Origin of the sequence: Streptomyces sp. NPDC059743, from assembly GCF_042732975.1 — a bacterium.
Taxonomy (GTDB): Bacteria; Actinomycetota; Actinomycetes; order Streptomycetales; family Streptomycetaceae; genus Streptomyces.
In genome coordinates this window covers 349,142-371,353 of sequence record NZ_JBHWGS010000001.1, presented here as the reverse complement: position 1 = coordinate 371,353, position 22,212 = coordinate 349,142, and the positions used below count along the sequence as shown (strand labels likewise).

General features: G+C 70.4%; 20 protein-coding genes. 16 read left to right on the top strand and 4 right to left on the bottom strand.

What is annotated here, in order from left to right; all coding sequences use genetic code 11:
• Positions 1–60: 60 nt before the first annotated feature.
• Positions 61–1,266, top strand: a complete 1,206-nt coding sequence (locus tag ACFV6H_RS01665; protein ID WP_385537253.1) for a cytochrome P450 — start codon at positions 61–63, stop codon at positions 1,264–1,266.
• A gap of 84 nt (positions 1,267–1,350) precedes the next feature.
• On the opposite strand, the gene ACFV6H_RS01660 is transcribed toward ACFV6H_RS01665, so the two are convergent.
• Complete coding sequence (locus ACFV6H_RS01660; RefSeq protein WP_385537250.1) at positions 1,351–2,652, bottom strand: glucarate dehydratase family protein; 1,302 nt, start codon at positions 2,650–2,652, stop codon at positions 1,351–1,353.
• A 270-nt stretch (positions 2,653–2,922) separates the two neighbouring features.
• On the opposite strand from ACFV6H_RS01660, the gene ACFV6H_RS01655 reads away from it, so the two are divergent.
• The 10 genes from ACFV6H_RS01655 to ACFV6H_RS01610 all read left to right on the top strand — a co-directional run bounded on the left by ACFV6H_RS01655 (position 2,923) and on the right by ACFV6H_RS01610 (position 11,224).
• Positions 2,923–3,336, top strand: coding sequence for a hypothetical protein (locus tag ACFV6H_RS01655; protein WP_385537247.1), 414 nt, complete (start codon positions 2,923–2,925; stop codon positions 3,334–3,336).
• A gap of 56 nt (positions 3,337–3,392) precedes the next feature.
• Positions 3,393–3,893 carry a hypothetical protein gene (locus ACFV6H_RS01650; RefSeq protein WP_385537244.1) on the top strand — a complete coding sequence of 167 codons (501 nt, stop codon included), beginning with the start codon at positions 3,393–3,395 and terminating at the stop codon, positions 3,891–3,893.
• Positions 3,893–4,243 carry a Tn3 family transposase gene (locus tag ACFV6H_RS01645; RefSeq protein ID WP_385537241.1) on the top strand — a complete coding sequence of 117 codons (351 nt, stop codon included), beginning with the start codon at positions 3,893–3,895 and terminating at the stop codon, positions 4,241–4,243. Before ACFV6H_RS01650 ends, ACFV6H_RS01645 begins: the two co-directional genes overlap by 1 nt.
• Before the next feature lie 77 nt (positions 4,244–4,320).
• The gene (locus ACFV6H_RS01640) at positions 4,321–5,100 is read left to right on the top strand and encodes a helix-turn-helix domain-containing protein (protein ID WP_384975794.1); all 780 of its coding nucleotides are present in this window, start codon (positions 4,321–4,323) and stop codon (positions 5,098–5,100) included.
• Positions 5,101–5,115: 15 nt separating this feature from the next.
• Positions 5,116–6,306 (top strand): M20 family metallopeptidase, encoded by a 1,191-nt coding sequence (locus ACFV6H_RS01635; RefSeq protein ID WP_385537238.1) that lies wholly within the window; start codon positions 5,116–5,118, stop codon positions 6,304–6,306.
• 137 nt (positions 6,307–6,443) lie between these two features.
• Positions 6,444–6,614: a hypothetical protein gene (locus ACFV6H_RS01630; RefSeq protein ID WP_385537235.1), complete on the top strand. Its 171-nt coding sequence runs from the start codon at positions 6,444–6,446 to the stop codon at positions 6,612–6,614.
• A 92-nt stretch (positions 6,615–6,706) separates the two neighbouring features.
• On the top strand, positions 6,707–8,452 hold the full coding sequence (locus ACFV6H_RS01625) for an asparagine synthase-related protein (protein ID WP_385537232.1): 1,746 nt from the start codon (positions 6,707–6,709) through the stop codon (positions 8,450–8,452).
• On the top strand, positions 8,446–8,742 hold the full coding sequence (locus ACFV6H_RS01620; RefSeq protein ID WP_384975802.1) for a PqqD family protein: 297 nt from the start codon (positions 8,446–8,448) through the stop codon (positions 8,740–8,742). The genes ACFV6H_RS01625 and ACFV6H_RS01620 overlap by 7 nt, the downstream gene beginning before the upstream one ends.
• On the top strand, positions 8,739–9,155 hold the full coding sequence (locus tag ACFV6H_RS01615) for a lasso peptide biosynthesis B2 protein (protein ID WP_384975804.1): 417 nt from the start codon (positions 8,739–8,741) through the stop codon (positions 9,153–9,155). The genes ACFV6H_RS01620 and ACFV6H_RS01615 overlap by 4 nt, the downstream gene beginning before the upstream one ends.
• Positions 9,156–9,331: 176 nt before the next feature.
• A complete protein-coding gene (locus ACFV6H_RS01610) occupies positions 9,332–11,224 on the top strand; it encodes an ATP-binding cassette domain-containing protein (protein ID WP_384975806.1) in 1,893 nt (630 codons plus the stop codon).
• 31 nt (positions 11,225–11,255) lie between these two features.
• Here ACFV6H_RS01610 and ACFV6H_RS01605 read toward each other — a convergent pair whose 3' ends face one another.
• Positions 11,256–11,381 carry a hypothetical protein gene (locus ACFV6H_RS01605; protein ID WP_384975808.1) on the bottom strand — a complete coding sequence of 42 codons (126 nt, stop codon included), beginning with the start codon at positions 11,379–11,381 and terminating at the stop codon, positions 11,256–11,258.
• 195 nt (positions 11,382–11,576) lie between these two features.
• A complete protein-coding gene (locus tag ACFV6H_RS01600; RefSeq protein ID WP_385537225.1) occupies positions 11,577–12,944 on the bottom strand; it encodes a cation:dicarboxylate symporter family transporter in 1,368 nt (455 codons plus the stop codon).
• 135 nt (positions 12,945–13,079) lie between these two features.
• On the opposite strand from ACFV6H_RS01600, the gene ACFV6H_RS01595 reads away from it, so the two are divergent.
• Complete coding sequence (locus ACFV6H_RS01595; protein WP_385537222.1) at positions 13,080–14,792, top strand: ATP-binding protein; 1,713 nt, start codon at positions 13,080–13,082, stop codon at positions 14,790–14,792.
• Positions 14,789–15,499 carry a response regulator gene (locus tag ACFV6H_RS01590; RefSeq protein ID WP_385537219.1) on the top strand — a complete coding sequence of 237 codons (711 nt, stop codon included), beginning with the start codon at positions 14,789–14,791 and terminating at the stop codon, positions 15,497–15,499. The genes ACFV6H_RS01595 and ACFV6H_RS01590 overlap by 4 nt, the downstream gene beginning before the upstream one ends.
• 69 nt (positions 15,500–15,568) lie before the next feature.
• Here the strand turns inward: ACFV6H_RS01590 and ACFV6H_RS01585 are convergent, their stop codons facing one another.
• Positions 15,569–16,594, bottom strand: coding sequence for an ATP-dependent 6-phosphofructokinase (locus ACFV6H_RS01585; RefSeq protein WP_066947516.1), 1,026 nt, complete (start codon positions 16,592–16,594; stop codon positions 15,569–15,571).
• A 490-nt stretch (positions 16,595–17,084) separates the two neighbouring features.
• On the opposite strand from ACFV6H_RS01585, the gene pta reads away from it, so the two are divergent.
• The 3 genes from pta (at position 17,085) to pyk (ending at position 22,192) form a co-directional block, all read left to right on the top strand.
• On the top strand, positions 17,085–19,295 hold the full coding sequence (gene pta, locus ACFV6H_RS01580) for a phosphate acetyltransferase (RefSeq protein WP_385537215.1): 2,211 nt from the start codon (positions 17,085–17,087) through the stop codon (positions 19,293–19,295).
• 74 nt (positions 19,296–19,369) lie between these two features.
• Positions 19,370–20,617, top strand: coding sequence for an acetate kinase (locus ACFV6H_RS01575; RefSeq protein WP_385537212.1), 1,248 nt, complete (start codon positions 19,370–19,372; stop codon positions 20,615–20,617).
• Between the two features lie 144 nt (positions 20,618–20,761).
• Complete coding sequence (pyk, locus tag ACFV6H_RS01570; protein WP_384784717.1) at positions 20,762–22,192, top strand: pyruvate kinase; 1,431 nt, start codon at positions 20,762–20,764, stop codon at positions 22,190–22,192.
• Positions 22,193–22,212: the final 20 nt, after the last annotated feature.

The window sequence follows — 22,212 nt, the reverse complement described above, 5'->3', positions numbered from 1 at the left end:
AATTATGCATTGCTGATAACCGCACCGTTCATACCGAACGTGCCCGTCCTGGAGTAAGCGATGACCGAAATCGGCGAAACAACCACCTGTCCGTTCGACTTCAGCGAGGGCCTGGAATTCGATCCTCTGCTCGCGGAGCTCATGTCCAGGAATCCGGTGACCCGGATCCGGCTGCCCTACGGTGACGCGGACGCGTGGCTGGTCACCGGGTTCGAGGGCGTGCGGCAGGTGACCACCGATCATCGGTTCAGCCGGGCGGCGATCACCGGCCGGAACTATCCGCGGCTGACGCCGGAGCCGATCGTCTCGCCGGAGTCGATCAATGTGATCGATCCGCCACGGAGCACCCGGCTGCGCAAGCTGGCCTCGCAGGCGTTCACCAAGCGGCATGTGGACCGGATGCGGCCGGCGGTCGAGGGAATCGCCGCCGGGCTGCTCGACGAGATGGCCGAGCACGGCTCGCCCGCCGATCTGGTGAGCCATCTCTCGGACCGGCTGCCTCAGCACACCATCTGCGAGCTGCTCGGCATCGCGCCCGAGGACCGGCCGAGCATGCAGGAGTACGCGCACCAGCTGCTCTCCACCGGACCGGAGACACAACAGGCCGCGGCGAACGCCAAGTCCGCCCTGCGCGATTACTTCGGCAAGCTCGTCACCGAGCGGCGGCGCAGTCCCGGCGACGATCTGATCAGCACGCTGGCCGCCGCGAAGGAGGGCGACGACGCCTTTGACGACCAGGATCTGGCGGTCATGGCGCTGACGCTCATGCTGAGCGGGCACGACACCGCGACCTGCGAGATCAGCAATATCGCGTACATCCTGCTGAACCGGCCGGATCTGATGGAGCAGGTACGGAGCCGGCCCGAGGAGCTGACGCAGGTACTGGACGAACTGCTGCGCTTCATCCCGTTCCGCAAGGGCGTCGGCATCCCGCGTATCGCCACCGAGGACGTGGAGATCGAGGGCGTGACGATCCGGGCGGGCGACTTCGTCCATGTCTCGTATCTGACCGCGAACCGCGATCCGAAGAGGTTCACGGACCCGGACGTCATCGACCCGAACCGTACGCCGACTCCGCACATGACCTTCGGCTGGGGCGGACACCGCTGTATCGCCGCGCCGTTGGCGATGGTGGAGCTGGAGGCCGCGATCGGCGGCCTGGTGAACCGCTTTCCACGGCTGCGGCTGGCGGTGCCGGTCGAGGAGGTGCGCTGGGACACGGAGACGATCCGGCGGTTCCCGATCACACTGCCGGTGGCGTGGTAGGGACGGATACGAACGAGGCCCCGGATGTCGGCGAATTCCGGGGCCCGTCCACACCATCACACCGAACACCATCACACCGACAGGTCACCAGCGCGGAACCGCCGGTGTCATCCACCCGGGGTGAGCCACGCGCATGGCCGCCGCGTCGTCGCGGTCGCGCATGCTGCCGTCGTCGTCCAGCCACCGCTGGTGCAGTACGGCGAGCCGGCCGCGGTCGAGTTCGACACCGAGGCCGGGAGCGTCCGGGACGTCGAGGCGGCCGTCGGCGAAGGTGAGCCGGTCCTTCGAGGCGTCCGTGATGACGTCCTCGGTCTGCCACGGATAGTGGCTGTCGCAGGCGTAGTCGAGGTTGGGGACGGTGGCGGCGACATGGGTCATCGCGGCCAAACTGATCCCGAGATGTGTGTTGGAGTGCATGGACAGTCCGACGCCGAAGGTGCGGCAGATGGCGGCGAGTTCACGGGTGTTGCGCAGTCCGCCCCAGTAGTGATGGTCGCTCAGCACCACCTGGACCGCGCCCGTGGTGAACGCCTCGCGGATCTCGGCGAACGTGGTGACACACATATTGGTGGCGAGCGGGACCCGGGCGCGGGCGGCGACCTCGGCCATGTTCCGCGTACCGCTGGTGGGATCCTCCAGATATTCGAGGACGTCGCGCAGCTCGCCGGCGACCTTGAGCGAAGTCTCCACGGACCAGGCGCCATTGGGATCCAGCCGTAGCGGCTGTCCCGGGAAGCGCTGGGCCAGGGCGTGGACGGCGGCGATCTCCTCGGCCGGTTCGTACACGCCGCCCTTGAGCTTGAAGGAGGTGAACCCGTAGTCACGGGCGAAGCGTTCGGCCTGTGCGACCACGCCGCCCGGATCCACGGCGGCGCCCCAGTCGTCGGTCTCCCCCGCGCCGTTCGGGTGCTCGGCCCAGCGGTAGAAGAGATACGCGCTGTACTCGACGCGGTCGCGGACCTTGCCGCCGAGCAGCCCGTGTACGGGCATACCGGCCGTCCTGCCCCACGCGTCCAGGCACGCCACCTCGAAGCCGGAGACGACCGAGAGCCGCAGCTTGTCGGCGGTCTGCACGCCCCGAAGCCCGCCGACGTCGATGGAGTCGTCCACCCGGGAGGCATCGACGGCCACCTCGTCGGCCAGCGCGAACAGCCCGTTCAGATCGGTGACCCGGTGACCGGGCAGCCGCGCGGCCAACGGCTTTGCCAGCTCCAGGTACTTCGTATCGCCGTACGTCTCGCCGATCCCCGTCACGCCGTCGGCCGTGACCACCTCCACGATCAGCCGCGGAGTGTACGGCTGGTGCACGCCCTGGGTGTTGAGCAGTGGCGGATCGGTCACGAGGATCGGCGTGAGCCGGACCTCGGCGATGGTCGGATCAGCCATGGAGCACTCCGGCGGGTGCGGGTGCGGGTGCCGTGCCGGCGGTGGGGTGCGCCATGCGGTGGTCTCCCTACGTGGACGTCATCTACGTACGGAAATGGAGGCTACGGATGTGAACGACCCGCGTCAACGGTCCGCCTCCCGGCGAGGGGCCGTGGTTCTGGGGGTCCCAGTAGTGCTCGCGGAAAAAACAACGCTAAGCCGTGCGGCAGCCTCGTCGATCCGGCGCTGCGGTCCTCGCGGCTGCACTGGCTGGGGACCAGGCCGGAGCAGGTGTCGCCGCCTACCAGCGTGGGCGGCGAGGTGGAGAAGCTGTTGTTCCTGCGCGGCCTGGACGCGCACACCCTCAACCTGTCCGCGCTGCCCGCTGAACGCCGCCGCCACCTCGTCCAGATCAGCCGCCGGCTCACCCCGCAGGCTCTGGAGCGCCGGGAAGCGAACCGGCGCCACCCGATCCTGCTCACGCTGCTGGCCCTGTCCGCCGTCGATGTCCTCGACTCCGTCGTCCAGCTCTTCGACCAGGCGCTGTCGAGTTCGGAGTCGCGGGCGCGGATCAAGCTGCGCGACGAACTTGCCGAGCGGGCCAAGCTGTCGGAGGACCGGCTCGCCCTGCTGGACGAGATCCTGCCGGTGCTAGGTCCTGTCCGGACGTTCCGGGCCCACGAAGATCGGCCGGACAGGACCTAGCCGATGCCGGTATCCCGGACGAGGCGGTGGGGACGCTGCTGCGCGGGAAAATCGGCATGTCCCGGCTGATCGCGGCCAACGCCGGGGCCACCGTACGGCTGCCGAAGGACCACGGGCATCTGCGGCTGCTGGAGGGCTCGTACACCTACATCCGGCAGTTCGCCCCGAAGGTGTTGAAGGCGGTGCGGTTCAAGGGCGGCACCGAGGCACAGCCGCTGATCGCGGCCCTGGAGATCCTCCGGGAGCTGAACGCGAGTGGCGCCCGCACCGTCCCGGACAAGGCGCCGACGCTGTCCGTGCCGGCCCGCTGGCAAGGCTACCTGGACGAGGCCGCGGCCAAGGGGGATGCGACCGCCTACCGGCACTACCGGGAGCTGTGCGTGCTGCTCGCGCTACGCGACGGCCTGCGCAGCGGGGACGTGTACATGCCGGGCTCGCGCCGCTACAACAATCCTGAGACCTACTTGTTCAAGCCCGCCCAGTGGGTCACGCACCGGGCCGAGTTCTGCCGCCTGGTCGGCAAGAGCCCGATGCGTCGGAGGCGCTGCCGCTGGTGATGGACGAGCTGGATGAGGCCCTCACCGACCTGGAGGACACCCTCAAGAGCAAGGTCACCCGGCGCCGGCCCGAGCAGCAGAAGGAGCAGGCGTGGTGTCTGACCGTGGTGACGAACGCGGTCGTGTGCTGGCACACCGAGTACATGGGTCTGGCCGTCGGCGAACTGCGCAATGCCGGCCGTGAGGTGGACGCCGAGGTCCTGGCGCACATCTCCCCGGCCCGCAGCTCCGCGGTGAACTACTACGGCTCCATCACCGTCGACTACGACCGCGAACTCGCCCAGCTCGACGACCAGGGCCGCCGGCCACTGCGGACCGTGGCCACCGACGACCCGGCGGCCGGGCTGTAAACGGCCAGACCTTGCCTCGCTGAACCATCGCCAGCGGGGAAGACTGCGGGTACACGCCAGCGAATGGGGAGGGGGCGGTGTCCGTGGCCGCGGCCAACGGTGCGGATTCGGCACTCAAGCGGGCCCGTGTGGCGCGGAACATGACGCTGGAGGAGGCCGCCGACGCCCTGAACGCCATCACTGGAGGCGCGTCGGACGCGAGCCTGATGAGCGCGTGGGAGTCCGGCCGGCGCCGGACTGGCAAGCGGAACAGGGCCGGGCTGTGCCAGCTCTACCGCGAGCGCCCGGAGATGCTGTTCGCCCATCAGGACGGGGCGGCCACCAGCGTGCTGGAGTCCTCCGGCACTGCGGTGGTGGTCAAGGTGCTCACCCGCTGGACGGACCTGGTCGAGGCGATGGTGGATGTCGCCGCCGGGGCGCGCGAGCACCTGGTCGTCACCGGCTCTCGCAGCCGGGAGAAGACGTACCTGGCGGCGATCGAGACCGCCGTGGCCCAGCACCCGGACCTGGTCCACTACCGGGTGCTGTACGGGCCACCGCGGCACCGCGTGCTGGCCGACCACCTGCTGCGGCTGCTGGAGCTGCGCGATCCGTCCGCCCGCCGCAACGGCGTCAAGACGCTGCACATCGGGATGGTGGAGCCGGCCGAGGCGCTGGAACGGTTCTTCGTGGCCTCCGAGACCGCCGCGGTAGCGCCGCTGCCTTCGTTCCACGGGGCCGAGGGCTTCGACTGCGGCGTCTTACTCAGCCGAGAGGCGGCCGTCGGGCTGGTCCACCATGGGCGGGAGGCGTGCGCGTCCGCGCGGCCGGTGGAGACAATCGAGGCCGTCCGCGCGCTGCCGGTACGGCATAACTAAAGGGCGAGGAGAGGCGTGAGCGAGAACCTTCAGCAGGCGGCCGAGGCCCGCGCGGCGTCCGTGATCGGGCTGGCCCAGGAGCTGATCCGGCGCCCGAGCCGGGCCGGGATCGACGACTACGGGCCGGTCTTGGGCGTGCTGGAGGACTGGCTGACCGCCCGAACTCTGCCGCACCGCCGCCTGCACGACGCGGTGGGTGAGCTGGTCGGGCTGCTGGTGGAAATCCCTGGGGGGCGGCCCGGCGCCTGGTGGACGCTGGACGCGTGCGTGGACACCGCCCCGTACGGCGATGAGACCGCCTGGTCCTTCCCGCCGGACTGCGGCGACATCGTGGACGGATGGCTGCTCGGCCGTGGCTCGTCCGACTCCAAGCTCGCCGCGGCGATGTTCTGCCACATCGCCGCCGACCTGCTGCCCCGCTCCGCTGACCTGCACGGCGGACTCGCCGTGCTCCTGGACGTGGATGAGCACACCGGCGGCTTCGGCGGCGCCCGCGCCTACCTTGCCGACCAGGCCGCGGTCCGCCCGGCCGGGGTGATGATCGGCTACCCGGGGCTGGACGAGGTCGTGATCGGTGGCCGGGGCCTGTGGCGAGCCACCATCGCGGTCCACGCCCCCTCCGGGCACTCCGGATCGAGTCGGACCGTGGTCGGCGCCATCTCGCGGGCCGCCCACCTCGTACGACTCCTGGAGGCCGCCGACCTGCCCAGCGTCGACGGCGCCTCGGACTTCCCCCTGCCGCCGAAGCTGTCGGTCACGTCCTTCCACGGCGGCCAGGGCTTCTCGGTCACCCCCGACCGGTGCGACCTCAACGTCGACATCCGCACCACCCCGACCTTCGACGCCCATGACGCCGAGACGCTCATCCGCAAGGCCGTCGCCGAGCTCGATGCAGAGTTGCCCGCCCCGAAGCCCACCGAGGTCGCCCCGGTCGCCGCTTGGCCGCCCTTCCGCCTCGCCGAGGACGAGCAGCCCGCCGCCGCCCTGCTGAACGCCGTCGCCGAGGAAGGGCTGATGGTGCGGGCGAAGACCGCAGGACCGTCGAACATCGGAAACCTGCTCGCCGGGGAGGGAATCCGGGCCACCGCCGGTTTCGGGGTGCCGTACGAGGGGCTGCACGGCATCGACGAACGCGCCCACCTTGCCGAACTCCCCACGGTATACGCCGTCTACCAGCGAGCCGTGCTCGACCTCCTTGGGGGCTGACGTCCCAGGCACGTCCCAGATTTCTCCCAGATCCGCTCCCAGCAAGTCCCCATCTCCGTCTCTGGGAATAGATCTTCGGTCGCGGTGACATAGAGGCAGCACCACCTCACATCCACCGATGACAAGGGAGGCCAGTCATGGCCGAGCAGACCATCGTCACCACCCAGCCCGCCGTCGAGGGCAAGCCCGCCTCGGCGCCGAACACGGGCGGCTTCGCGCCGCAGATCAGCACCCACCCGGTGGCGGCCCTCACCCTGGGCCGCCAGACGTTCAACGACTCGGACAAGTCGAACTACTTTGAGGGCTGACAAAGCCCGCAGGACCTGACCGAGCACCCCGGGGGCCGGCCGTCGTACAGCCGGTCCCCGGGCGCGTCACAGGGCAAAGGGGAGGCGAACGGATGGAACGGGAGTGGATGACCGGCGGCAGTGCCGCCGTGGACGGATTGACAATCGACGGGCTCGGCGACGTCCGCCGGGCTCCGGGCACGCGGGTACAGGCGGTCGTCGAAGGGCCGGTCGCCCTCGCGGCCGTGGGCGACTGCCCGGTGACCGAGCAGGAGCTGCACGCCGCCCTCCCGGTCGTACGGGCGGGCCGGTGGGGCGAGCTGACCCGGTGGCCAGGCTCGTACTGGGTGGTCGCGAGTGACGGGCGGCAGCGGTTCGTGTGCGGCGACCTGGCCGGTATCCGGGCCGTCTACTACACGCTGCGCGGCGACGAGGCTGCGTGGGCGACCGATGCCCGCCTCCTGGGGCGTCCGCTGGTGCCGGATCTGCCGTGGCTTGCGGCCCGGCTGACGGTGGGCGAGCACCACTGGCCGCACCACAGCCCGTACGAGGAGATCCGGCTGGTGCCCGGCGGGTTCGGGATGCTGCTCGCGCCGGGGGCGCCGCCGCAGCTTCTCGACGTCTCCGGCGTCGAGCCGGTAGACGAGCTCCGCGAGGGTGCCGACCGGTTCGGGCAGGTGCTCACTGAGGCTGTCCAGCACCGGGTCCGTGCCGCCGACGGGGTGGTGGGGGCGGACCTGTCCGGCGGGCTGGACTCCTCGGCGGCCGTCGTGCTGGCCGCCGACGCCGGGACCGTGCACGCGGTGACGTACACGGACGGGTACACCAGCGGCGAGGACATGGCGTTCGCTTCCCGCGTGGCCGAGCACACCGGGATCGCGCACACGGTCGACCTTGGTGCCGACGAGCAGTTGCCGTTCTCCTTTCCGGCCGGGCAGCCGACGGGGGTGGAGCCGGTGCTGGAGGCGGCGATGTACGCCATGGACACCTCGTATCTGCACCCGGTGCGCGGGCTGCCGCTGCACCTGACCGGGCACGGCGGGGACATCGTGCTGGACGCCTCCAGCTCCTGCTGGGTGCGGCTTCTCCAGGACGGCCGACGCCGCGAGGCCCACCGCCAGGTCGTGGCGTTCGCCCGGCTCCGCAACACCGCACCGGGCCCGTACTGGAAGGCCCTGAAAGAGGCCGCCGCCCTCGGCCGGGCCGACTCCCTGGAACGCGCGGCACAGGCCCTGGAGCGCGGGCCCATCACCCCGGAGGCCGCTGTGGCCGGCTGGTCGTGGTGCCGCCTGGGGGTCGGAGCGTCCTGGCTGACCGGCTACGGCCGCCACCAGGTCGCAGCCCTGCTGCGGCAGGCCGCCGGTGACCAGCAGACCGAGCTGGCGGACGAGTTCGACCAGTGGGCCGCCCTGCGATCGGTGGGCGCCTCGGCCCGCGGATGGGCCCCATACGGTCACGCCCTTGGCATCCGGCCGGTGTATCCGTACCTGGACAATCAGGTTGTCCACGCCGCCTTCGCCGTGCCGGCCCTTGCCCGGCGCGGGCTGGTCGCCTACAAGCCGCTGCTACGGGCCGCACTGCCCGAACTCCCGGACTGGCTGACCTCCCGCCGGTCGAAGGGGTCGTTCACCGCCCAGCGCATTGCCGGACTCGCCCGGCACCGGGATCGGCTCGACGAGCTGACCGCTTCCAGTCCGCTCGCGGCCGGTGGGCTGATCGACCCCGCGGCCGTCCGTACCTCGCTAGCTCAGGCGGCCCAGGGACAGAGCGCCACGGTGATCGCCGACCTGCACCAGTTGATCGTGACGTGCTGGTGGCTGAGTGGCCAGACAACCAGGAGGGAGGTGGCAGCGTGCTGATCCCCGCCCGCCACGTTCACCACAACACGGGGCCGGACGGCACGGCGGTGATCGACGTGAAGCGGGAGACGTGGCTGATGCTCGATCAGGACGCCTCCCGGATCTGGCACGCGATCACCGTCCGTGGTGGCACCGCCGGGCTCGCCGAGGAGATCGCCATCCCCACCGGCCAGGACCCACAGCAGGTCAGCAGTCAGATTGCCGCGTTCGTCGACGAACTGGTGGCCGCCGGCGTGCTCGTCGACACCGCCCGGCCCCGGCGAGCACGGCGAAGGTGGTGGCGTCGATGACAGTCATGGTCCCCACCGCCCGGCCCACCGTTCCATGGCGCGACCGGCTGGTGGCCTCCGCCGCGCTCACCCTCTCCCTGGCCGTGAGTCCGTTGCCGCTGCGCTGGAAGCTCGCCGCCGTGCGGCTGCTGCGCGGCCTGCCGTACGCGCGCCTGGCCCACCTCGAAGCCCTCTACACCGCGGTGCAGGCCGTGATTCCCTCGTGGTGGCCGGGCCGGATCGCGTGCGCCGAAATCAGTCTCGCCACCGTCATCGCGACCGCCCTCACCGGCCGCCGAGCCCGCTGGGTACACGGCGCCCGCTTCATGCCCCACGCCGCACACGCCTGGGCGGAGGTCCCCGAGGGCGCGGTCGGCCGGGACATCGGCGACGCCGCGGACCGGCCCTGGATGCCGGTCCTCGCCGAGCCATAGAGGGGCCTTGGGCTGCCGTGGTCCGGGGCTGGCCCGAGCCTCCCCGCCCCGGACCACGGCCTCACTCGATCGGATGAAAACCGCACGGGGTGGCCGACGGTAGGGGCCGGTCGACCAGCGGCGACGCGGGTCTGCCGGAACAATCCCGTTGCCCAGCCGCCTCGTTCAGCTCCCTGATGGGGCTCGTGAGTTCTTCCGTATCCCCGCCGCCCGTCGCCGCAGGCCAGCCGCCGGTCATGCGCCTGGCCTCCGACCGGCACTTCAAGGCGAGCGTCAACCTGTCCACCTGGGCCATAGCGCGCCGTCTGCCACACACCCTCGCCGAGGCGGCCCGGCTCGGCTGGCGCACCGACCGCCAGGCCGTGCTGGCCCTGCTGACCTGCCAGATCGGTGCCGCCGCCCTCACTGCGACCGCGCTCGCGGCCACCACCCGCGTGCTGGCCGCCGTCTTCACCGGAGGCAACATTGCCGCCGGCCTGCGCGAGAACCTGACCGCCGTGGTGATCCTCGCCCTCGTGGCGTCCGGCCGCTACCTGCTGGACGCCGCAGCCCGCGCGTCCGCCGCCCGGCTCGCACCCAAGGCTGTACGCGAAGCGGACCTTGAGGTCATCACCGCGGCGACCGCCGCCGAGCTGGTGGCATATGAGGACCCGGACTTCGAGGACACCCACGCCGCCGCCTCCGACGGCGCGGAGAAGACCGGCGACCTCATCCTCGACGCCCAGCTGCTGACCTCCGCCGCAGCCCGGATGGCCGCCGCCGCGACGGTCGTCACCGTCCTGCACCCCGTGATGCTGCCCCTGCTCCTCGCCTCCGTCATCCCGTGCGCCTGGGGCGCGGTGCGCGGGGCGCGGATCGAGCACGCCGCCCACCACCGCAACCTCGCCGACTCCCGGCTCCGCAACGTCTTCCGCTCGTACACAACCGAGCGGAACACCGCCGACGAGGTCCGCGCGGGCACTATGGCCGGGTTCCTCATCCGGCAGTACCGGATCGTCTCCGGCCGCCTGGAGGCCGAGCAGCTCAAGGCCACCCGGCAGGCTCTGGTGGTGCAGGGGATCGGTGACGCACTCACCGCGGTTGGCACCGCCGCTACCTGGGGTGTGCTCGTGCTCCTTGTGGCTACCGGCCGCATGGAGCTCGCCGCGGCGGGGACCGCCGCCCTGGCCGTACGGACTTCCGGCACCGCGCTGGCCACCACGGTCCGGGCAGGGGCCCGGCTCTTCCGCACCTCCCTCGCCTTGGACGACTGGGCCCGCTTCCTGGCGGTGGCCAAGCTGTGGGCGGCCCGCCGCGGTTCGGCAGAGGTCGCCGAGGACGGACCTCAGGTGATCACCGCCCGGAACGTCTCTTTCACCTACCCAGGCGCCGACCAGCCCGCGCTCGACGGCGTCAGCCTGGATCTCAAGCGGGGCGAGGTCATCGCCCTGGTGGGCGAGAACGGCGCGGGCAAGAGCACCCTCGCCCGCGTGCTTACCGGCCTGTTCCTCCCAACGGCGGGGTCGGTGCGGTGGGACGGCGTGGACCTGGCCGAGGCCGACCCGGCCGGGGTGCTGGCCAAGGTGGCGCTCGTGCCGCAGGACTACACCCGCTGGCCGCTGGCAGCCCGGGAGAACATCACCCTCGGCCAGCCCCGCCCCGACGGCGACGCCGCCGTGCGCGCCGCGGCCGAGGCAGCAGGCGCCGACAGCGTCATCGTCAACCTGCCGCACGGGCTGGACACCTCCCTGGCCCGCTCCTGGTGGGGAGGGCACGACCTGTCCGGCGGGCAGTGGCAGCGCATCGCGGTCGCCCGAGCCTTCCACCGCGACGCTCCCGTGCTCGTGATGGACGAGCCGACCGCCGCGCTCGACGCCCGCGCCGAGCACCGGATTTACATGCGGCTCAGGTCGCTCGCCGCTGGGCGGGCGACTGTCTTCATCACTCACCGCCTGGCCAACACCCGCCTCGCTGACCGCATCATCGTCCTCGACCAGGGCCGCGTCTCCGAGAGTGGTACGTACGAGGAGTTGATCGACCAGGCCGGGGGCTTCTTCGAGATGCTCAAGTTGCAGGAAGACCGGGGCTGATCCGGTCAGGGGACTGGTCTCGGCCGGGCCTTCAGCTGCCGCAGACCCAGGTGATCCGGCCCGCGCAGGCGTCGCAGCTCTCGTCGGCCGTGCAGTCCTTCCATCCCCGGTACGGCAGGGCCACGTCGGGGCAGCCGAGTCCGCGGGTGCAGGACATCGAACCGTCGCGATGGTCGAGCTGGTACCCGCTGCACCGCCCGGCCCCCGCAGTGCACCGGACCGGCCCCGCGCCGTCAGGCGCGCAGGCGCGGAAATAAAGACCGGCCCGGACGGAAGCTCTCCGTGCGGGCCGGTCTCTGGGAAGGCCGGGGTTGGGGGGAGGGCCCCGGCCGGGGCATCGTTGAGGCCGCGGTCAGATCGCCGCCGTCGTCTTCTCCGGCTCCGGCTCCGGCCGCGGTCCCGGCGTCGTCGCCGGAGGCGCACCGTGGCCGTCGTCCAGCAGCGTCTTCTCGTCGAACGGGATCCGGCCCGCCAGGACCTCGTCCACCCGCTCCTTGTCGATCTCCTTCGTCCACGTGCCGACCAGGACCGTCGCCACCGCGTTCCCCGCGAAGTTCGTCAGCGCGCGGGCCTCGCTCATGAAGCGGTCGATACCGACGATCAGGCCCACGCCGTCGACCAGTTCGGGCCGGTGGGACTGGAGGCCGCCCGCCAGGGTGGCCAGGCCCGCACCGGTGACGCCCGCCGCGCCCTTGGACGCGATGATCATGAACAGCAGCAGCGAGATCTGCTCACCGATCGAGAGCGGATCGCCCATGCCCTCGGCGATGAAGAGCGAGGCCATCGTCAGATAGATGGCCGTACCGTCCAGGTTGAAGGAGTAGCCGGTCGGCACGGTGATACCGACGACGGGCTTGCTGATGCCCAGGTGCTCCATCTTCGCGATGAGCCGCGGCAGCGCCGACTCCGAGGAGGACGTCGAGAGGATCAGCAGGAACTCACGGCCGAGGTACTTGAGCAGCGAGAGAATGTTCACACCCGCGATCAGCCTCAGCAGCAGGCCCAGGATGACGAAGACGAAGATCGCACAGGTGATGTAGAAGCCGACCATGATGATCGCCAGCGACTTCAGCGCGTCGACGCCCGTCTCACCGACCACCGCCGCGATCGCGCCGAACGCGCCGACCGGCGCGGCCCACATGATCATCGCGAGCATCCGGAAGACCAGCCGCTGGATATGCCCGATGCCACGCAGCACCGGTTCGCCCGCCGAGCCCATCGCCTGGAGCGCGAAGCCCGCCAGCAGCGCGACCAGCAGCGTCTGGAGCACCTGGCCCTCGGTGAAGGCCGAGACCATCGTCGTCGGGATGATGCCGAGCAGGAAGTCCGCGGTGGACTCGCTCGCGCCCTCCGCCTGGGCCGCGCCCGCGCCACGGGTGGCCTCGGTGAGGTGCAGACCGGAGCCGGGCTCCAGGATGTTGCCGACGACCAGGCCGATGGCCAGCGCGACGGTCGACATCACCATGAAGTAACCGAGGGCGAGTCCGCCGACGGCACCGACCTTCGCGGCCTTCCTGACCGATCCGACGCCCAGCACGATCGTGCAGAAGATCACGGGCGAGATCATCATCTTGATGAGATTGACGAAGCCGGTACCGATCGGCTTCAGCTCGACGGCCACACCGGGAGCCGTGAAGCCCACCAGAATGCCGAGTGCGACGGCGGCGATAACCGCTATGTACAGATAATGGGTGCGGTCCCGACGGGCGGCTGCGGCCACGGGTCCTCCTTGACTCGTTCCGTGCGATTCCCCCGTCCCTGTCCGAGGGGTCCCGGCGACTATCCATCAGCATGTGACCCCGGTCACGGTTACGTTCATTTCGTTCATGTGAATGCGGCAATGCAGACTTGCCCCATGCATCTGCCCCGTCCGCGCAGCCTCGCCACCCAGCTCTTCGCCATGCAGGTGGTGCTGGTGGCGGCGGTCGTGGCGGGATGCGCGCTGTTCGCGTACATCACAGGTCGTGCCCACGCGGACGAGACCGCACGCAAGCAGGTTCTGGCCACGGCGTACGCGCTGGCCGATTCGCCCTCTGTACGGGAAGCGATCCGTACGCCCGATCCGACCGCGCTGCTCCAGCCGTACGCGGAACGGGTCCGGCACGACACCGGGATCGACTTCATCACGATCATGAATCCGGACGGCATCCGCTGGACACATCCGGATCCGGCCCAGATCGGTATGCCCTTTCTGGGCCGTACGGCGCCGGCGCTGCGCGGCGAGACCTTCACCGAGACCTACACCGGGACGCTCGGTCCCTCGATCCGCGCGGTCACGCCCGTACGGGACAACGGGCGGATCACCGGGCTGGTGAGCGTGGGCATCACCGTGGACCGGATCTCCTCCGAGGTGACGCGGCAGGTCAAGGTGCTGGCGTGGGTGGCGGGCGCGGCGCTGGTGCTCGGCGGTCTCGGCACCTATGTCATCAACGCCCGGCTGCGCAGGCACACCCATGGGATGAACGCGGCCGAGCTGAGCCGGATGCACGACTACCACCAGGCCGCGCTGCACGCCGTACGCGAGGGATTGCTGATGCTCGACGGCAGGCGCAGGATCGCCCTGATGAACGACGCCGGCCGGGAGTTGCTCGGCCTTGACGACTCCGCCGTGGGCCGCCCGGTCGCCGAGCTGGGACTGCCCGCGCCGCTCACCGGCGCGCTGCTCGCCTCCGGGCCACGGGTGGACGAGGTGCATATGACCGCCGACCGGATCGTGGTGGTCAACACTCAGCCGGTGGTGGGCGGAGAGCGGCGCGGTACGGTCATCACGCTGCGCGACCACACCGAACTCCAGGCGCTGTCCGGGGAGTTGGACTCGGAGCGCGGATTCACGCAGGCGCTGCGCTCACAGGCGCACGAGGCCGCCAACCGGCTCCACACCGTCGTCTCACTGATCGAACTGGGCCGGGTGGAGCAGGCGGTGGAGTTCGCCACGGCGGAGCTGGAGCTGGCCCAGGCACTCACCGACCGGGTGGTGGGCGCGGTCGGTGAGCCGGTGCTGGCGGCGCTGCTGCTCGGGAAGGCGGCCCAGGCGAACGAACGCGGCGTGGAGCTGGTGCTCGCGGAGGACAGCCGTATCGACGACGGCGTACTGCCAACGGCGCTCGCGCCGCGTGATCTGGTGACGATCCTGGGCAATCTGATCGACAACGCCGTGGACGCGGCGCAGGGCGGCGAGGGCGCGCGGGTGACGGTGACGGCACTGGTCAACGGCGGTGAACTGCTCCTCGGTGTACGGGACACGGGCGACGGCGTCGATCCCGAGGACATGGAGGAGGTGTTCCGGCGCGGCTGGTCGACACGCGGTCCTGGGCGCGGGCTCGGTCTGGCGCTGGTACGGCAGGCCGTGCACCGCGCGCAGGGAACGGTGGAGCTGGCACGAGGCGCGGAGGGCGGCGCGGAGTTCACCGTACGGCTGCCGCTGGGAAGGCGGCCGGGCGGGCCGGGCAGTGCGGGTACGGTGCCGTCGTCGGCCGGTACGGATACGGCGCGGCCCGCTGGTACGGATGCCATCCCGTCTCCTCGTACAGACCCCACATCACCCGCCGACGCGGAGGCGGCCCGGTGAGCCCCGAGGCGGGTGGTCCGGCCGTGCGCGGTCCGATCCGGGTGCTGGTGGTCGAGGACGATCCGGTCGCCGCCGACGCCCATCAGCTCTATGTCGCCCGTGTGACCGGCTTCACCGTCGCGGGCGTCGCCCACTCCCGCGCCGAGGCCGCCCGGCTGCTGGAGCGTACGGACATCGATCTGATCCTGCTCGACCTCTACCTACCCGACGGACACGGCCTCCAACTCCTGCGCGCGCTGCGGGCCGGCGGACACCACGCGGATGTCATCGCCGTGACCTCGGCGCGCGATCTCGCGGTGGTGCGGGAGGGCGTCTCGCTCGGTGTCGTCCAGTACGTCCTGAAACCGTTCACCTTCGCCACCCTGCGTGACCGGCTCACCCGGTACGCGGAGTTCCGGGCGGCGGCCGGAGAGGCCAGCGGCCAGGAGGAGGTGGACCGGGCGCTGGGCGCGCTGCGGGCGCCGCAGCCGTCCTCGCTGCCCAAAGGGCTGAGCGCGCCGACGCTGGAGTCGGTGACCCGTACGCTCCGCGAGTCTCCCACCGGACTGACCGCCGCCGAGGCCGGTGTCAGAGTCGGGATCTCACGGATCACCGCGCGCCGCTATCTCGAACATCTCGTCACCAACGGGCGCGCGGTGCGCAGTCCGCAGTACGGGCAGGTCGGGCGCCCGGAGTTGCAGTACCGCTGGCTCTCCGCGTCCCACTGAGCCCAGGAGCCCAAGCCCGGAAACGCCCTGAGCGGCGACCGGCTCCGGTCCCGATTCAGCAGCGAAGGCTCAGAAGACGCTCTCCGCCTCGAACATCCGGTTCTCCGGGACCGTCTTGAGCTGTGTCACGGCCTCCGCCAGCGGCACCATCTCCACCGCCGTGCCCTTCAGCGCCGTCATACCGCCGAACTCGCCGCGGTGCACGGCCTCCACCGCGTGCCAGCCGAACCTGGTCGCGAGCACCCTGTCGTACGCCGTCGGTGTGCCGCCGCGCTGGACATGGCCCAGGATCACCGGCCTGGCCTCCTTGCCCATCCGGCGCTCCAGCTCCGCCGCGAGCCGGTTGCCGATGCCCTGGAAGCGCTCGTGGCCGAACTGGTCGATCTCGCCCTTGCCGTACTCCATCGAGCCCTCGGCCGGATGCGCGCCCTCGGCGACACAGATCACCGCGAACTTCTTCCCGCGCGAGAACCTCGCCTCGACCATCTTCACCAGGCTGTCGACCTCGAAGGGCCGCTCGGGCAGACAGATGCCGTGCGCGCCGCCCGCCATCCCGGACTCCAGCGCGATCCAGCCCGCGTGCCGTCCCATGACCTCCACGACCATCACCCGCTGGTGTGACTCGGCGGTGGTCTTGAGCCGGTCGATCGCCTCGGTGGCGACCGTGACGGCGGTGTCGAAACCGAAGGTGCGGTCGGTCGAGTAGATGTCGTTGTCGATGGTCTTGGGAACGCCGACGACGGGCATCCCGGCGTCCGAGAGCAGCCGGGCCGCGGTCAGCGTGCCCTCGCCGCCGATCGGGATGAGCGCGTCGATGCCGTAGCGCTGGGCCAACTCGGCGCAGTTCTCGGCGGCTTCGCGCAGCCGGCCGCGCTCCAGCCTGGCCGAGCCCAGGATCGTACCGCCGCGGGCCAGGATGCCGCTGACCGCGTTGAGGTCGAGCGGACGGAAGTGGCCGTCGAGCAGGCCCTTGAAACCGTCCTCGAATCCGATGACTTCGTCGCCGTATCCGGTCAGGGCCCGGTGCACGACCGACCGGATCACTGCGTTCAGGCCGGGACAGTCGCCGCCTGCGGTGAGAACTCCGATACGCATCGTGCTGTGTCTCCTGCTCGCTAGTGCCGTACTTCTCCGGAGGACAGGGCTACCGGCTTCTCCGGAGGACAGGGCTACCGGATCCACTGTCCTCCACGGGTGAGCCTGTGCCGATTCGATCCTCCCACGGGTGACCGGCGTCACGCGCCGGGTGGTCCCGCTGTCGGCGGTGCGGTCGACCGCGCCGGCGAACGGTTCGTACACCACGCCGTGTACGCCCGTACACCTGCCTGTACGCCCTGCCGTGCGCCCTCTTGCGCCGCCTGCCCGTACACCTGCCTGTATGCCGCTGTATGCCATTGCACGCCCCGGCTGCGTAACCACCCTCGGAGGTATTGTCAAGGGGGCATTGCCGCCCCGACGGGAACGAGCTGTTCATCACACGAGCAGGCCAGATACGAGCAGGGCCGGGCACGAGCGGGCACGAGCAGACCAGGCACAAGCAGGCCGGATACAAGCAGGGCCAGACACGAGCAGGACGGGAGAGCGCGTGACACGCAGCGTGTACGTGACCGGGATCGACCGAGGGGACGGCCGTCAGGTCGTGGAGCTGGGCGTCATGGAGCTGCTGAGCCGCCAGGTGGACCGGGTGGGAGTCTTCCGGCCACTGGTCCACGACGGTCCCGACCGGCTCTTCGAGCTGCTGCGGGCCCGTTACCGGCTGTCACAGGACCCGGCGGCGGTCTACGGGCTCGACTACCACGAGGCGTCCGCGCTCCAGGCCGAGCGCGGCACCGACGAGCTGGTCTCACGGCTGGTCGACCGCTTCCACCGGGTGGCGCGGGAGTACGAGTTCGTGCTCGTCCTGGGCACGGACTTCGCGGCCACCCAGCTGCCCGACGAGCTGTCGCTCAACGCCCGGCTCGCCAACGAGTTCGGCGCGTCCGTGATCCCGGTGGTGGGCGGCAAGGGCCAGAGCGCCGAGTCCGTACGGGCCGAGGCGCGCAATGCCCACCGCGCCTACGAGGTGCTGGGCTGCGATGTGCTGGCCATGGTCGTCAACCGGGTCGCCGCCGAGGACCGGGCGGCGATCGCGGAGCGGCTGGCGGCGACGCTGCCGGTGCCCTGTTACGTACTGCCGGACGAACCGGCGCTCGCCGCGCCGACCGTCGCCCAGATCACCCAGGCCCTGGGCGGCACGGTGCTGCTCGGCGATGACGCGGGCCTGGCAAGGGACGCGCTGGACTTTGTCTTCGGCGGCGCGATGCTGCCGAACTTCCTGCGCGCGCTGACTCCGGGCTGCATGGTGGTCACGCCCGGCGACCGCGCCGATCTGGTGGTGGGCGCGCTCGCCGCGCACTCGGCCGGTACGCCGCCGATAGCGGGAGTGCTGCTCACCCTGGACGAACGGCCGGACGACTCCGTACTGACCCTGGCCGCGCGGCTCGCGCCCGGCACCCCGGTGATCTCGGTGCCGGGCCGTTCCTTTCCCACGGCGGCCGAACTCTTCGGTCTGGAAGGGAAGTTGAACGCCGACACACCGCGCAAGGCGGAGACCGCGCTCGGTCTGTTCGAGCGCCATGTGGACACGGCGGCGCTGCTGGACCGGCTCTCGGTGGCCCGCAGCGGCCGGGTGACACCGATGATGTTCGAGCACGAGCTGCTGGAGCAGGCCCGTGCCCACCGTCGCCGGGTGGTCCTGCCGGAGGGCGCGGAGGAACGTGTCCTGCGCGCCGCCGACGTACTGCTGCGCCGCGATGTGTGCGAGCTGACGCTCCTCGGCGACACCGGTCTGATCCGGAAGAAGGCGGCCGACCTCGGTATCGATCTCGGTGCCACCCAGCTCATCGATCCGAACGCCTCCGAGCTGCGGCAGCGCTTCGCCGAGCGGTACGCGGAGCTGCGCGCCCACAAGGGCGTGACGGTGGAGCTGGCCCACGATGTCGTGGCGGACCCGAACTACTTCGGCACGCTGATGGTGCGGGAAGGGCTGGCCGACGGCATGGTGTCGGGAGCGGTGCACTCCACGGCGGCGACGATCCGGCCCGCCTTCGAGATCATCAAGACGCGCCGGGCTCAAGGTGCTCAGGGAGCTCAAGAAGCTCAGGGCGCGCTGGGAGCCCAGGGCGTGCAGGGAGCCCTGGGATCTCAGGGAGACGCGTCGATCGTCTCGTCGGTCTTCTTCATGTGCCTCGCCGACAAGGTGCTGGTGTACGGCGACTGCGCGGTCAATCCGGATCCGGACGCGGAGCAGCTCGCCGATATCGCGGTCCAGTCGGCGGCCACCGCGGCCCGGTTCGGCGTCGAGCCGCGCATCGCGATGCTCTCGTACTCCACCGGCACCTCGGGCTCCGGAGCCGATGTCGACAAGGTGCGCGAGGCGACGAAGCTGGTGCGCGCGGCCCGGCCGGATCTGCTGATCGAAGGGCCGATCCAGTACGACGCGGCGGTCGAGCCGTCCGTCGCGGCGACCAAGCTGCCGGAGTCGGAGGTGGCGGGCCGGGCGACGGTGCTGATCTTCCCGGATCTGAACACGGGCAACAACACCTACAAGGCGGTGCAGCGCTCGGCGGGCGCCGTGGCCGTGGGCCCGGTGCTCCAAGGGCTGCGCAAGCCGGTCAACGACCTGTCGCGCGGCGCGCTGGTGCAGGACATCGTCAATACGGTGGCGATCACGGCGATCCAGGCGCAGGGCGTACAGGGCACACAGGGTGCGCAAGGCACACAGACCTCGTACGGCGCACAGGGCGAGCCCGCGTGAGCGGGCCTGCCTCTCCCATATCCGTTCCCGTATCCACTCCCCTACGCACTCCTCCTACCGAAGGCCGACAGCCCGTGAGTCCGTATCCCAAGGCCGAGCACGCCACCCGCGTCCTTGTCCTCAACTCCGGTTCCTCGTCGCTGAAGTACCAGCTCCTGGACATGCGGGACGGCTCCCGGCTCGCGGCCGGTCTGGTCGAGCGGATCGGCGAGAAGACCTCCAGGCTGGTGCACACCGCGCCGACGGGCGCCGACGAGGGCCGGCGTGAACGTACGGACAGGATCGCCGACCACGCGAAGGCGCTGGAGGCCGTCGCGGACGAACTGGCGCACGACGAGCTCGGGCTGGACTCCCCCGAACTGGCGGCGATCGGCCATCGTGTCGTCCACGGCGGGCTGAAGTTCAGCGAGCCGGTCGTCGTCGACGACGGCGTACTGGCGGAGATCGAGCGGCTGGTGCCGGTGGCGCCGCTGCACAACCCGGCGAATCTCATCGGGATCCGTACGGCGCGGGCGCTGCGCCCGGACCTTCCGCAGGTCGCGGTCTTCGACACCGCGTTCCATAGGACGATGCCGGAGCACGCGGCCCGCTACGCGATCGACACGGCGACGGCGGATGCGCACCGTATCCGCCGCTACGGCTTCCACGGCACCTCGCACGCGTATGTCTCCCGCAGGACCGCCGAGTTGCTCGGCAAGGATCCGTCGGAGGTGAATGTGATCGTGCTGCACCTCGGCAACGGCGCCTCGGCGTCGGCCGTCGCGGGCGGCCGGTGCGTGGACACCTCGATGGGACTGACGCCCTTGGAAGGGCTGGTGATGGGTACGCGCTCCGGTGACATCGATCCGGCAGTCACGTTCCATCTGAGGCGCGTGGCCGGAATGTCCGTCGATGAGATCGATGAACTTCTCAACAAGAAAAGCGGTCTGGTCGGCCTCTGCGGGGACAACGATATGCGGGAGATCCGCCGGCGTATCGACGCGGGCGACGAACGGGCGCGGCTCGCGTTCTCCATTTACATCCACCGGCTGAAGAAGTACATCGGTGCTTACAGCGCGGTCCTCGGCCGGGTGGACGCGGTGGCCTTCACGGCGGGCGTCGGGGAGAACGCGGCGGAGGTACGGGAGGCCGCCGTGGCCGGTCTGGAGGTGTTCGGCCTGGCCGTGGACGCGCAGCGCAATGCCGTACGTTCCGGGGAGCCGCGGATCATCTCGCCGGACGGCGCGCGGACGGTGGTGGCCGTCGTCCCGACCGACGAGGAACTGGAGATCGCGCGGCAGACTTTCGCACTGGTCGGCGAGGACCGTACGGCAATCGTTTGAGCGGCGGTCGCTCCGGATGTGAACGGCTGTCACCGGATGTAAATCGCCCGGGCGGGCGGCTATCGACTGAGCGGCCCGCCGCCCATTTGTACTTTCCACCAGCCGGAATATTCCGCAGGGAAACAAACCGATAGGATCCGCCTTATGCGCCGTTCCAAAATCGTCTGCACACTGGGCCCCGCCGTCGACTCGTACGAGCAGCTGAAGTCGCTCATCGAGGCCGGAATGAATGTGGCCCGTCTGAATATGAGTCACGGAAGCCACCCGGAGCACGAGGAGCGGTACAACCGCGTCCGGAAGGCGTCGGAGGACACCGGCCGTGCGGTGGGTGTGCTGGTCGACCTCCAGGGCCCCAAGATCCGGCTGGAGACCTTCGCCGAGGGACCGGTCGAGCTGGTCCGCGGTGACGAGTTCACCATCACCACCGAGGATGTCGCGGGCGACAAGTCCATCTGCGGCACCACGTACAAGGGCCTGCCCGGCGATGTCTCCAAGGGCGACCAGATCCTGATCAACGACGGCAACGTCGAGCTGCGGGTGGTCGAGGTCGTGGGCCCCGAGGTCAAGTCCATCGTGATCGAGGGCGGAGTGATCTCCGACCACAAGGGCATCAATCTGCCGGGCGCGGCGGTGAACGTTCCCGCGCTCTCCGAGAAGGACATCGAGGATCTGCGCTTCGGGCTGCGGATGGGCTGCGACATGATCGCGCTCTCGTTCGTCCGGGACGCGCAGGACGTGGTGGACGTCCACAAGATCATGGACGAGGAGGGCCGCCGGGTCCCGATCATCGCCAAGGTCGAGAAGCCGCAGGCGGTCGCCAACATGGACGCCGTGGTCGCGGCGTTCGACGCGATCATGGTGGCCCGTGGTGATCTGGCCGTCGAGTATCCGCTCGAAAAGGTCCCGCTGGTGCAGAAGCGGCTCATCGAGCTCTGCCGCCGCAACGCCAAGCCGGTGATCGTGGCGACCCAGATGATGGAGTCGATGATCACCAACTCCCGTCCCACGCGCGCCGAGGCGTCCGATGTCGCCAACGCGATCCTGGACGGCGCGGACGCGGTCATGCTCTCCGCCGAGTCCTCAGTGGGCGCGTATCCGGTCGAGACGGTCAAGACGATGTCGAAGATCGTGGTCGCCGCGGAGCAGGAGCTGCTCTCCAAGGGCCTCCAGCCGCTGGTCCCGGGCAAGAAGCCGCGTACGCAGGGCGGTTCGGTGGCCCGCGCGGCCTGCGAGATCGCGGACTTCCTGGGCGGCAAGGCACTGATCGCCTTCACCCAGTCCGGCGACACGGCCCGCCGTCTCTCCCGCTACCGCGCGGCCCAGCCGATCCTGGCCTTCACGACGGACGAGTCGACGCGTAACCAACTCACCCTGAGCTGGGGCGTGGAGTCCTTCATCGTGCCGTGGGTGAGCAGCACGGACGAGATGGTCGACCTGGTCGACGAGGAAGTCCTCAAGCTCCAGCGCTACAACGAGGGCGACGCCATGATCATCACCGCGGGCTCCCCTCCCGGCGTCCCCGGCACCACCAACATGGTCCGAGTCCACCACCTGGGCGGCCCCCAGGACGCCTGACGCACCGCGCGGCCACCGCG